Annotated in this window: 9 protein-coding genes; 8 read left to right on the top strand and 1 reads right to left on the bottom strand. The window is 49.5% G+C overall.

Annotated features, from left to right (window positions below):
• Positions 1 to 8: 8 nt before the first annotated feature.
• Positions 9 to 548, top strand: coding sequence for a LytTR family DNA-binding domain-containing protein (locus KJW29_RS26860; RefSeq protein WP_214626962.1), 540 nt, complete (start codon positions 9 to 11; stop codon positions 546 to 548).
• Between the two features lie 10 nt (positions 549 to 558).
• Positions 559 to 990, top strand: a complete 432-nt coding sequence (locus KJW29_RS26855; RefSeq protein WP_214626961.1) for a hypothetical protein — start codon at positions 559 to 561, stop codon at positions 988 to 990.
• Positions 991 to 1567: 577 nt separating this feature from the next.
• Here the strand turns inward: KJW29_RS26855 and KJW29_RS26850 are convergent.
• Positions 1568 to 2410: an AraC family transcriptional regulator gene (locus KJW29_RS26850; RefSeq protein WP_108992247.1), complete on the bottom strand. Its 843-nt coding sequence runs from the start codon at positions 2408 to 2410 to the stop codon at positions 1568 to 1570.
• A gap of 496 nt (positions 2411 to 2906) precedes the next feature.
• On the opposite strand from KJW29_RS26850, the gene KJW29_RS26845 reads away from it, so the two are divergent.
• From KJW29_RS26845 to KJW29_RS26820, 6 genes are all read left to right on the top strand, one after another.
• On the top strand, positions 2907 to 3785 hold the full coding sequence (locus tag KJW29_RS26845) for a carbohydrate ABC transporter permease (protein ID WP_214626960.1): 879 nt from the start codon (positions 2907 to 2909) through the stop codon (positions 3783 to 3785).
• The gene (locus KJW29_RS26840; protein WP_214626959.1) at positions 3775 to 4656 is read left to right on the top strand and encodes a carbohydrate ABC transporter permease; all 882 of its coding nucleotides are present in this window, start codon (positions 3775 to 3777) and stop codon (positions 4654 to 4656) included. Before KJW29_RS26845 ends, KJW29_RS26840 begins: the two co-directional genes overlap by 11 nt.
• 94 nt (positions 4657 to 4750) lie before the next feature.
• Positions 4751 to 6070 (top strand): ABC transporter substrate-binding protein, encoded by a 1320-nt coding sequence (locus KJW29_RS26835; RefSeq protein ID WP_214626958.1) that lies wholly within the window; start codon positions 4751 to 4753, stop codon positions 6068 to 6070.
• Between the two features lie 110 nt (positions 6071 to 6180).
• A complete protein-coding gene (locus KJW29_RS26830; protein ID WP_214626957.1) occupies positions 6181 to 6987 on the top strand; it encodes a metallophosphoesterase in 807 nt (268 codons plus the stop codon).
• A gap of 71 nt (positions 6988 to 7058) precedes the next feature.
• The gene (locus tag KJW29_RS26825) at positions 7059 to 12416 is read left to right on the top strand and encodes an RICIN domain-containing protein (RefSeq protein WP_214626956.1); all 5358 of its coding nucleotides are present in this window, start codon (positions 7059 to 7061) and stop codon (positions 12414 to 12416) included.
• Positions 12417 to 12489: 73 nt separating this feature from the next.
• Entirely contained in the window at positions 12490 to 13182 is a 693-nt protein-coding gene (locus KJW29_RS26820) for a histidine phosphatase family protein (protein WP_214626955.1), read from the top strand.
• Position 13183 lies beyond the last annotated feature (1 nt).

Here is a 13183-nt window from a genome sequence, read left to right as displayed (position 1 = left end):
GACTCGGGATGGTTCAATTAGTATGTTCGGATAAGGTGTTCGAGAAATTAAGTCGGGAGTTGTCCAGGAACCAAATCGAGATGAACCCGAACAGCGATTGGGCGCTGGTCGAGAAGGGGTATGAAATCCCGGGCGACAAGCTTTGCATCGTATTTGACGGTATCGACTACATGGATGTCATCCGGCTTCTGGTCTCCGGGATTCGGGAGAACGAGCTGAAAACGGATACCCTTGCCGGTATCAGCGAAAATAAATATGCGGTTATGGAGCCGAAGGATGTCAGATATTTGGAAGCAGGCTCTGACGGCATTGTGGCATGCACAAAAACCAACCGATATCATATTCGGGAGACGCTGCAGTATTACGAGAACGTATGGGCAGCCAAAGGATTTATACGGATCAATAAATCGCAGCTTGTCAATCTGCTGCATGTCAAAGAAATCATTCCTTGGTTTAATTCCAGATATATGCTGAGAATGGACAATGGCGCCGAATTGGAAGTATCCAAGATGTTCTCGAAGAAGCTTAGGCACACACTCAACCTATAGGGGAAACGACATGGAAAATATGAACCTGGCAAACGTAATAAAATCGTTTTTTCTCGGTATCGGCATTGGCATAGTGCTGCTTATGTATAACCATGAGGCTGTTCCAAGCGACGTTAGGCTGATCAGCGTATTAGCCAGCGGGAGCATCGGTTTCCTCATTGGATTCATGACAGAGTGGCTGACGGCGATGCTTCCCATTAGTTTGGCCAAAGCCCGAACCTATTTTTTTATCAATAACCTGATTGCCGTTATCGTGGCGGCTTTTTTTATGGCATTATTAATGATCTTTCCCGTCAGTAGCGGGGGTGACAAGGTAGAGCTTATGCCTATCCTGGGAATTGTGCTCGGCGTTATATGCGCAGCCAATCTATTCGACTACCTGATGTATAGGAGAACGCAAAGAAAATTGCAATCGTATAAGTCGCAGATGCAGGACAATTGACTTCAATTCAAATGATTTGTATGCTTTGCATAAAGATCGTAACCGCATGCTTTGGAAAAAAGATTTCTAAAAGTATCCATCATTTTATCGAAAAATGATTGTATTTACGCGCGGGTCTGACGCAAAAGAGTTAAGCGAAGTTTAACTCATAACGGGCAAGCATATATCCGAAAAATAAATCCGTAAACAGAGAAGCCGGAAATTTGGTGATTGTGTCCATCACCAGATTTTCCGGCTTCGTTCGTATTTACTGATTTTGGGAGGACCAACTCGAGAAATCTCCCTCCTCTAAACTTCCGAACCCACGAAAGTGATCTTGCTCATTGTCTAACAGACACCAGCGACGCTATTTGTCTGATATATAGCCACAAACAAATCTAACGGACAGGAAAAACACTATTGAGTCGTAATGGAGCCAATTTGCGCGATGATGATGCCGATAGAGTCGTGTATGTCCGTTACATTTTCGAAAACCTAAAAAACCGAAGAATAGTGTCTTCTATGTCCGATAGGCAGGATGACCATGGCATAAACGGTTCAAGCGTCTGATTAACCAGCTTAATGGACCTTTCGCAGCTTATCCCTGTTTGCGAATCGTATTCGGAGAACAACCGAATTGGCGCGTAAATGCGCGGGTGTACGAATAGATATCGGGATAGCCGACGGACAAGGCTATTTCAGTTACGGACAATGAACTTTCCAGAAGTAATTTCTTGCCTTGTTCAAGTCTTGTCTTTATTAAATATTCGGAAGGCGGCATGCCGACTTCCTTGGTGAAAATTTTTGACAGATATGTTCTGTGCAGGCCTACATACTTCGCCAGATCATCCACGGTGATTTTTTCCGTATAATAGGCATGGATGAAATCCAGGCACTTGCTTACCCATTCGCTTTGCGATTGAGTATAACTTGAACGAGCGTCGGGCAGCAGCTTGCTGAATATACGATACATCAGACTGTACATCGTCATCAGATGTTTACGGCTGTCTCCCTTGCACCACTGAAAAATTTGCTGCAGCAACAACTCCATGTCTTTATCCACTGTGCCCCTCTGATAGGGCTGTTCTTCGGAAAAACCAATCATCGACAATATTTGCCGGGCCTGGTGCCCGTCGAATGTGATCCATGTCATTCGAAGAGGATGCTCTGAATTCACAATTTGATAGGAATAGATCGTGTCCGGGAATTTACAAAACATGTCTCTTTTGCCTAACACGACTTTCTCTCCGTTATAGACAAATTCAACATTTCCTTCATGGATGAAATGAATATTGCAATAGGGAGTTTGACGCGGCCCGTTCCGATAATTGGGCTTTGCGATGTTAGTTCCAATACGGACAGGCCATACACCGCCGAGCTCGGCAAAACCATCAGGCTTGTAGTACCACAAATCTATAAATTCCACGGGTGTTTCCTGCATATGGCGACGCCTCCCACAAGGGCTAATTGAACAAACTACTAAATGCTAAAAACAGACTACTTGTTGATATTTCCTGCTTAGAATAAGTGCGTTATGATTTAGAAGGGTTAAATGATAGTGATTATAAGGGATTTGTAAATTTCTTATTAATTTACGTTAAGATTTTTTGAATAGAAAAAGGTGATTGATTTAGGGTGATTGAGGACGATAAGACAAAAGTTGAACGGAGTGAGAAAATGCTAATTAAACAATTCTACAGCGTTAAAGACGTGCATTCGCTCTCTGATACCGGATCCGCGTGATTGACACTATTTTCTTTTTAATTTATAACAGCGTTTACATTTCGTTAATAAAGCAAGCGATTAAATTTCCGAATGAACGTGAACAAAAGGGAGGTGTAAGCATTCATCAAGGTAATTCTTTATGAATGACGAGCTTTATCAAAGGATATTGCATATTGCGCAAACGGTCAATCGTTTGGAACGGAGGGAAGCTATTGAGCAGAGGATCATTGGCCAAATGGTCGGTTAAACCGTATCTATATATCTTGCCTATGGTTGTCATCTTTGGGGTGTTTAGCGTATATCCCATGCTACGCACCGTATTTTTATCATTTATGGAAACGAACGCTATCGCGACCCAAATGCAATTTGTCGGTCTTGGCAACTATTCGGACATGACTTCGGACAGGCACTTCTGGAGAGTTGTTGGGAACACGGCCATTTACGGCTTCTCCCAGGTCATTCTCACCTTGGGGCTGGGGCTGCTGTTTGCGGCGGTGGCCAACAGCAATATGGTTAAATTCCGCACACTATTCCGGCTGTCTGCCTTTTACCCCTATGTGTTGCCCATCGCGGTGGCCGCTATGGTGTGGATCTATCTGTACAATCCTTCTCGCGGCGCCATTAACCTGCTGCTGGACCACCGCATCCAGTGGCTGAATAGCTATGAATACGCCCTGCTTGCACTCATTATCGTCTCGGTATGGAAATCGCTAGGATTCAGCTTTTTGCTGATTTTGGCGGGGATGCAGAACATCTCTAAGGAGTATTACGAGGCTGCGGCGCTTGAAACAAACAACCATGTCAAACGTTATTTCATGCTCACACTGCCTATGCTGATGCCCACGCTGTTTGTCGTGTGTCTATTGTGCGTCACCAGCAGTTTCCAATCTATGGATCTCGTCGCGATTATGACCCAGGGCGGTCCGGGCCATTCCTCCAATGTGCTGATGTACTACATCTATCAGGAAGGCATCATCAATCGACGTCTTGGTTATGGCAGTGCCATGAGCACGATATTTCTGCTGGTATTAGTTGCGTTCACAATCGTTTATCTGAAGTTTGGCGAGAGGAGGGTGGAGTATGAGCGCTAAAGCAACAAATGTTGACTGGGACAAAAGCGGCGCGGTGGCCAAACGCAAAAAAATCGCAGCCGCTGTGATCGTTAACGCCATTATTCTCGTTGTCAGTCTTTTGTTCCTGTTGCCCTTGGCATGGATCATCATCACCAGCATGAAAGACCAGATGGACGTGCTGAAGCAGCCGCTCGCCATTATCCCGTCGGAGTTTATGTTTGTGGAGAATATGAAGGAGGTGTTGCGCCGCGCGCCCTGGGGCGTTTTTTACAAAAACACGATCATCGTGGCGGTGGGAGTCTTGGTGGCCCAGCTTTGTATCAGCATTCCGGCTGCTTACGCTTTTGCCAGCTTTAAATTCAAGTTTATGGGCTTTTTCTACCTGTTTGTGCTGGCGCGGCTGCTGGTTTCTCCGGAAAGCCTGCTGTTGCCCAACTACCTTACCATCAACGGATTGAACCTGTACAACACCCTGCTGGGCATTGCCCTTCCAAGCATTGCCTCGGCCATTGCCATCATCATATTTCGCGGGGCGTTTCTGGAGATACCAGCCGCACTGAAAGACAGTGCGCGCATCGACGGCTGCGGCGACTTCAGGTACATGCTGGTGATAGGCATTCCTACAATAAAATCTCGTATTATCGCGTTTTCGATCACATCACTGGTGTATCAATGGGACAACTATTTCTGGCCCATGGTCATCACCGAATCGGTGCAAAAGCGCACCCTCGCCGTGGGCATGGCCTACTTTGGCATTCAGGCGGAAAGCGCCTCGGAATGGGGACTGACCATGGCGGCGGCGATTCTGGTAGTTTTGCCTCTCTTAGTGGCCTTTGTGTTTTTCCAGCGTCAACTGGTGGACAGTTTCGTCACCTCGGGCATCAAGTAGCCGGCCATTAATTAAGCCCGGGATCTGCGATGCCTGTAACTTGTATTATGCACGCTGGCGTGTGTAATAAAATATCGAATGGAGGAAATCATTCATGAAGAAAAGTTCCTTGAAAAAAAACGGAAGGTTTTCACTGCTCAGCACCTTGTTGTCCCTGACGCTCGTTTTTCTGGCGGGTTGCGGTGACGGCAATTCAGTCGACTCGTCCACTAAGTCCCCAAGTGACGGCAAAGCGGTTGAACTGGTCTATTATTTCCCTACCCAGACCTCGGGACCATTGGCCGTTGCTATGGAGGAGATTGTGAAAGAATTCAACGCGGCGAATACCGGAGTCCGCGTGACCGCCACCTTCACCGGCAACTACGATGAAACCATGCAGAAGACCTTGACGGCCATCTCTGGCGGCAATGCCCCGAATGTGGTTCTCAGCGGCTACAGTCTCTCCAACCTGCTCAGCATTGACGCGCTGGTGGATCTGAACACTCTGATTGCCAAAGAGCCGAAGGACTTCCTGGACGATTATATACCGGGCTTCTTCACATTATTCGAATACCCTGGCGATGTGCTGTACGGCATGCCTTTCCAGCACAGCGGCACGATTATGTATTATAACAAAGATATCTTTAAAGCCGCAGGCCTGGACCCTGAGAACCCTCCTGCAAGCTGGAGCGAGTTGAAGGCGGCCACCGAGGTCATCAAGGCCCACGATGCCAGCCTTATACCCTTTGAGTTTATGGGCGACAATTGGATGACCGAGGCTCTGGCGCTCTCCAACGGCGGCGCCGTTCATAAGGATATGGATACCATGTCCCTTGACAATCCCGAACTCATCGAAACCGTCTCTTTTTTCAAAGGTCTGATGGACTCCGGCCTGGCCGAGGATAACACCAGTTACGGCGGCGCAGCGGAGAATTTCCTGGCCGAGAGCACCGCTATTATGACCAACTCCAGCGGCTCTTTGGGCAATGTGTCCAAAACCGCGACTTTCGACTGGGGCATTGCCAAACTTCCTGCTGGCGACGGCAAAGACCCCGTTGCCCTCTTGGGCGGAGGCGGCTTCATCATCATCGGCGAGCACCCTCAGGAAAAGATAGATGCCAGCTGGGAGTTTGTGAAATACATGACCAGTCCGGAAGTTTCCGCCAAATGGATGCTTGCCAGCGGGTACTTCGGACCTCGTCAATCCGCCTATGAGCTGCCCGAAATGAAGGCCATGTATGAGGAGAAGCCTCAGTTCGCTACGACATTAGAGTTACTTCCGATCTTGAGGAGCCCTTTCATGATCACGAGTCATTTCGCCGAAGTGTCCAACACCTTCAAATTGGCGTTGGATGAGAGTTATCTGAACAATGCCGAAATCGCTGCAACGCTTCAGAAGGCACAGAAAGAAGCTCAAGCCTTTTTGGACAAATAAAATGAAGTGAAATGAATATGAAATGACGGAAACCAGCCTCGGGATTCTGGGACTGGTTTTTGTTGTTACAAGCGGCTCGGTCACAAACCCACGATCGAAGGAGCAATGAGATGGAACCGTTTAGCTTTGGTCTATTGGCAGACATACAATATGCAGACCGCCCCATGCGGATGGGGCGGTATTACCGGAACGCCCTGGGTAAAACGCGTCAATGCATGGACAAGTTCAACGGCATGTCGGTGGATTTTTGCGTACATCTGGGAGACCTCATCGACTGGCCCGATCGGCCGGACAAGGGCCGGGAGGCACTGGCCGCCATCATGCCGGTGATGCGCGAATTTCGCGGTCCCATGTATTATCTGTTGGGTAATCACGACGTAGACTCGGTACCTAGCGCCGAACTGGCCGCATGGTTCGAGATGCCGGGCGGACAAACCTGGTATTCCTTTGATCACAAGGGTATCCACTTCATAGCGCTAGACTGCAATTTCAATGCCCAGGGCATACCCTACCGGCCAGGAGCAAATAAATGGGATGAATGCTACCTGCCCCAACCCCAACTACGTTGGCTAGAGGCTGATTTGGCGGCGGCGCAGTCGAACGTCGTGGTGTTGATGGTGCACGCGCTGCTGGATGATCTCGAGGACCCCCATGTGATCAAAAACGCCCCCGAGGTGCGCCGCATACTGGAGAACTGCAATAAATCCGTAGTGGTGCTCCAGGGACATATGCACGCCGGGCATGAGAGCGTGAAGAACGGCATTGGCTATCACACCTTGCGATCGATTGTGGACGGACGAACCCGCACCTGTTATTGGGTGGTGGAGGTAGGCCCAGGCGGCATAACAGCCGCGGTGTATGACAGCACGCGCAACAATGGACGACCCACTCGGCGGGTATTACTCGAGTATGAATAAGTTAGCTGGAAGATACTTGGATATTCATTCAAATGTGGCTTCATGAATGGCTAATCGAGGAGGAAATTATTATGAATAATAAGTTGATCTCCATTCTGCTCACGGGTTTCTTGATTCTTACGCTATTCCCATCAGCCTCGGCATCGACCAATGCTCTCGAATCTCAGGAAGGAGCATTGCTATATCAGGCAAATTTCAATGATTCGATCTGGGGATTTAGGAGTAAAGCCGACTTGCGAACGCCAGATGTAGATGTGTCACAGGACGGTTCCTCGGTGACGATTGCCGGAGCCGCGGGATCCGGGTACTTCTGGGGCGGTGAAATTCCGAATATGCCGCTTAAGAACAATAATTATACGGTTGAGTTTTCGATTACCCGAAGTACTAATGAGGCTTCGGGAAGCGCGGGCGTCCATACCTTTCACGATTCGCAGAACCTTAACGGCAACGGCGCTTTATCCTATGGCTTTCATACCTTCGGTTCCAGACAGATGTATGTGGCACGGTACCAAATCGGCAGTCGCGAACAAGGTCCTGAAGGGTATCGTTTTGTTACTTATCCGGACAAGGATACTGTTATCGATCAAGACGGAAGAGCGACTCAATACTTTAAGTATGAGGTAGACGGAGAAACAGGCGTAATCTCCTGTTATATAAGATCGGGCGGCATTTATAAATTTGTCGGGGCTACCCCTGTTTTGGATTTTGGCACCGAAAATTTATCGATGATACTGTTTACGTTTGGCGCCGACGTTTTTGTGAGGCTTAATGACGTAAAGGTATACGAGGGCTTGTTGGTTCGCGGCGGCATAACGCCCGTTGAAAACGGCGAGCTGCTGCTTGATCTATCGGATTTAACGCAGCCTGCAACCGGAGCGCAGGGGGCAGCATATACGCCGGGTATCTCTCACCAATCTTCCGAAGGCATGGCCACCTATTCTTATGACGCGATTGAAGGCACAACGATATCGACTTTGAATAAAAGCGTCGTAGGCGAAACGTTATACGGACACTATGTTGCGAATCAAGCTTTATTCGGAGGTTATACCAATCTCTCTCTTAACTCTCGATCCAAATATACCATAACGTATCAAAATAAAATGCCTGTGGACGCAGGTACCGGGCTTCGCATAAGCACCAACGGTTCTTATGTTAGTTCGGCCGGCTTCGAGGACAATCCCGAGGGTAAAGGCACCCTATTGTATGGACAGAATCCTAACGGTTACGCGTCCTACGTCGATTATGACGACGCTATGAAGCAGGCTGGCAGTATTTATGTTGACAATGGCTTCAATAATGTGGCTATTGAAGTCGACGGCTATCAGATGACCGTTTACATCAACGGAGTCAAGCTTCTTACTGGGGATGTAGGCGAACCGCTGCAAAGACATCTTGAATCCGGATATACCAGCGATGTCCTTGCCTTGGCTATTCAAGATGTCTTTGCCGATACCACCGCTCCGGGTACGGCAAAGTCCGCCATAAAAAACATCAAGGTATACGCCGGTCTTATCATGCAGGACAGCGAGGACGAAGACACATGGGACAGCGGCATTTCGGACTATACCATTAACGGCAATCCGATCACGGCATATAAAATCGTCTATAACTCGAAACTGGCTTTTTCGGAGGACGCGGCAAACAACGTGCGCGACATGCTCCTGAATAAAACAGGGGCGAATTTAGCGATCGTGCCCGATTCCGAACCGGAAAGCAGCTATGAAATCCTTGTGGGAAGCACATCAAGACAGGCAAGCCGAGACGTTTATACGGCGTACGACAGGCCCAATGTTTATTACACCATTAAGCCCGCGGGAGATAAGCTTCTTATCGTAAGCCAAGGCAAGATGTCGGCAGACAAGGCGGAAGACGCATTTGAAGGTTATATGAACGGACTGAGCGGCCTGGAAATAGGAATCGGCCTGGATCTGTCCGGAGATTGCAAAGCCGAGGCGTTTGCGGTGTCTCCCGTCGATACGAATATGAAAGTGATGCAAAGCAATATCTTATTCCCTTCGCCGGAGTTCGTGAACGGTTATTCATTCCAGAAACGCGCAGAACTGGCAGCGGATATCTACCTTGCGACATTGCCGGACATCATTACCTTCAATGAATATTTAAATGATATATCCTATCGGATTACTGATCTAATTAAAGATTATTATACGATTGATAAGGCTCCTTTCGAGAACGTATACGACTTGTCAGGACTGGATGACCCGAGACTAGGGTCCTATCATGAAACTCCGATCGCATACCGTACCGGAAAATATGAGGTCATCGACTCGGGTTACAGGCTTTACGGCGGGGAGCTTGTGTACTTTCATCACCATACATGGGGATTGTTTAAGGAATTGGCGACAAACCGCGTTTTCCTTGTCTCGAACAACCATTATGGCGATCAGTCAATGCCGGGAGGAAAGTTTACATTCTTTGCCGAGCAAACGATCAATAGAGTGAACGAATTGCTGGCTAAGTTCGGAGAGATTCCCGTTATCCTTAGCGGGGACTGGTACTTCTGGAAAGGTCATGCGCCTTATGATCATGTCATCCAGAACGGTTATTTAGATGCGACCGACAACGCTCAAGTCCAGTACACCCCGGGATACGGTACATTCCATACTGTTGGCATTGGAGAGACGCACAGAGTCAATGAAGATCTGATTTTCTATAATCCAAGCCATTTTACCGCCCTGACTCATAGGGTATATGTAAACGATAGCGCAATTAATGCCTCCGACCATTATCCGGTACTTGTTGACTTGAAGTTCAATGCAAACCAGGTTTTCTACGACGCAAACGGCGGGACAGGCGCGCCGGCGTCGCAGATGAAGGTTAGTGGCGTCAACCTGACTCTGTCAAGGGGGATCCCGACCCGCGAGGGCTATTACTTTGACGGGTGGGATACCAGCAGCGCGGGAACGACTAGGGTATACGAGCCGACACAAGTCTATACGGCGGACTCCAGCGTCATCTTGTACGCGGTATGGAAGCCGATCGTTCCCACGACGATAGAGGATGGCTATTATTTCATCACGAACAATACTGACGCAACTAATATTAGCATAGCTGACTCGAATAACGGCACCCAGTTCACAACCGCCGCGAAGGGAACGGTCAGCTCCAAGGAGCAGATCTTTCTATTCCAGCGGCAGAGCGACGGATCTTACAAAATCACCAATTCGCTCACCGGGAAGGTGATGGAGAACAAGGACGGCATCCATGTTCTGGCTAACCCGGTAGCCCAGAACGAAAGCAACGATACCGCGGCGCAGCGCTGGTGGATCGTCCAGAACGGGACAAAATATAACCTGATCAACGCTGGTAGCGGTATATTCCTGGATATCAGCTCCAGTTCGGTCGCGCCGGGGGCCAATATCTTGATGTGGTTCAACTCCGGAAGCGCGAACGGTCTCAACTTCGCCTTGAATCCGGCGGGATTGTCCATACGCTACGACGCAAACGGCGGAACGGGCGCGCCTGCGCCGCAGATGAAGGTTAGCGGCGTCAGCTTGAACCTGTCAGGAGAGATCCCGACCCGCGAGGGCTATTCCTTTGACGGGTGGGATACCGGCAGCGCGGGAACGACTAGAGTCTATCAGCCGAATCAGGCCTATACGGCAGACTCCAGCGTCACCTTATACGCCGTATGGAAGCCGATTGTTCCTGCGACAGTGGAGGACGGCTATTATTTCATTACCAACAACACCAATGCAACTAATATCAGCATAGCCGACTCGAACAACGGCACGCAGTTTACAACCGCTGCGAAGGGAACGATAAACGCCAAGGAGCAAATATTCCTGTTCCAGCGGCAAAGCGACGGATCTTACAAGATCACCAATTCCCTCACCGGGAAGGTGATGGAGAACAAGGACGGCGTCAATGTACTGAGCAATCCGGTTGCCCAGAACGAAAGCAACGATACCGCGGCGCAGCGCTGGTGGATCGTCGAGAACGGTACGAAATACAACCTTATCAATGCGGGAAGCGGTATATTCCTAGATATCAGCTCCAGTTCGGTTGCGCCGGGGGCCAATATCTTGATGTGGTTCAACTCTGGAAGCGCGAACGGTCTCAACTTCGCCTTGAATCCGGCGGGATTGTCCATCCGCTACGACGCAAACGGCGGAACGGGCGCGCCTGCGCCGCAGATGAAGGTTAGCGGCGTCAGCTTGAACCTGTCAGGGGAGATCCCGACCCGCGCGGGCTATTCCTTTGACGGGTGGGATACCGGCAGCGCGGGAACGACTAGAGTCTACCAGCCGAAACAGGCCTATACGGCGGACTCCAGCGCCACCTTGTACGCCGTGTGGAAGTCGATCGTTCCTGCGACAGTGGAGGACGGATATTATTTCATTACCAACAACACCAATGCAACTAATATAAGCATAGCCGATTCGAACAACGGCACGCAGTTCAAAACTGCCGCAAAAGGAACGGTAAACGCCAAGGAGCAGATATTCCTGTTCCAGCGGCAAAGCGACGGATCTTACAAGATCACCAATTCCCTCACCGGAAAGGTGATGGAGAACAAGGACGACGTCAATGTTCTTAGCAATCCGGTTGCCCAGAACGAAAGCAACGATACCGCGGCGCAGCGCTGGTGGATCGTCGAGAACGGGACGAAATACAACCTGATCAATGCGGGAAGCGGGATATTCCTGGATATCAGCTCCAGTTCGGTTGCGCCGGGGGCCAATATCCTGATGTGGTTCAATTCCGGAAGCGCGAACGGTCTCAACTTCGCCTTGAATCCGGCGGGATTGTCCATCCGCTACGACGCAAACGGCGGAACGGGAGCGCCTGCGCCGCAGATGAAGGTTAGCGGCGTCAGCTTGAACCTGTCGGGGGAGATCCCGACCCGCGAAGGCTATTACTTTGACGGGTGGGATACCGGCAGCGCGGGAACGACTAGAGTCTACCAGCCGAGACAGGCCTATACGCCGGACTCCAGCGCCACCTTGTACGCTGTATGGAAGCCGATCGTTCCTGTGAAAATATTAGACGCGTATTATTTCATCACGAACAACACCAACGCAACAAATATGAGCATAGCCGATTCGAACAACGGCACGCAGTTCAAAACTGCCGCAAAAGGAACGGTAAACGCCAAGGAGCAGATATTCCTGTTCCAGCGGCAAAGCGACGGATCTTATAAAATCACCAATTTCCTCACCGGAAAGGTGATGGAGAATAAGAACGGCGTCAATGTTCTGAGCAATCCGGTTGCCCAGAACGAAAGCAACGATACCGCGGCGCAGCGCTGGTGGATCGTCCAGAACGGGTCGAAATATAACCTGATCAACGCTGGTAGCGGTTTATTCCTGGACATTGCCTCCAGTTCGGTTTCGCCAGGGGCCAATATCCTGATGTGGTTCAATTCCGGAAGCGTAAACGGCCTCAACTTTATTCTGAAACGCACGTGATCGTACAAGGTGGGAACCCGCAAATAACCAGTCAATTATTTATTCCCATGATAAATGAATTTAGGAGAGAGATATGAAAATTTTATTAATTCGTCATGCTGAGCCTGATTATCCTAATGACACCATTACGGAGGCAGGACATCTGGAAGCTCAAGCGCTTGCTAATCATTTGCAGAGTATGGATATCAACCGCATCTATTCCTCGCCGATTAATCGTGCTGTCCATACCATGCAATATACTGCTGATTTACTTAACATTGAACCAGTCATTGAGCCATGGACCCGAGAATTAAGCTGGAAAGCTTCCGGCGAAAGAGACGAGTCTGTGGCAGCATGGGACATTCCAGGCGAAAAGGTGCGTGCCGGCTTGCCTTATCCAGACCATTCGAATTGGCCGGGGCAAACGCCTTACAAGCACTTCACTGATCCTTACGATACCATCAAACGGGATTCTGACGATTTTTTGCGGCGGCACGGTTACTCAAGGGAAGGCGGGCGCTACCGAATCGACGCTTCGAACGAAGAAACGCTTGCCGTCTTTTGCCACATGGGCTTCGGACTTACATGGCTATCGCATTTGTTAGAGCTTCCGTTCCCGCTTGTTTGGTCCGGCTTTTGGCTCCCTCCAAGTTCGGTGACGACCATTCTATTGGAGGAAAGAAGTCCGCATTGGGCCGTTCCGCGTTGCACCGGTCTAGGCCAGGTCTCTCATCTTCATAAGGTCGGACTACGCGTATCGACGTCGGGTCTAAAGGCTAATGTATAGC

The sequence above is a fragment of the Paenibacillus agaridevorans genome, from assembly GCF_018604145.1.
Classification (GTDB): domain Bacteria; phylum Bacillota; class Bacilli; order Paenibacillales; family Paenibacillaceae; genus Pristimantibacillus; species Pristimantibacillus agaridevorans.
This window is presented reverse-complemented; position numbering and strand designations above follow the sequence as displayed.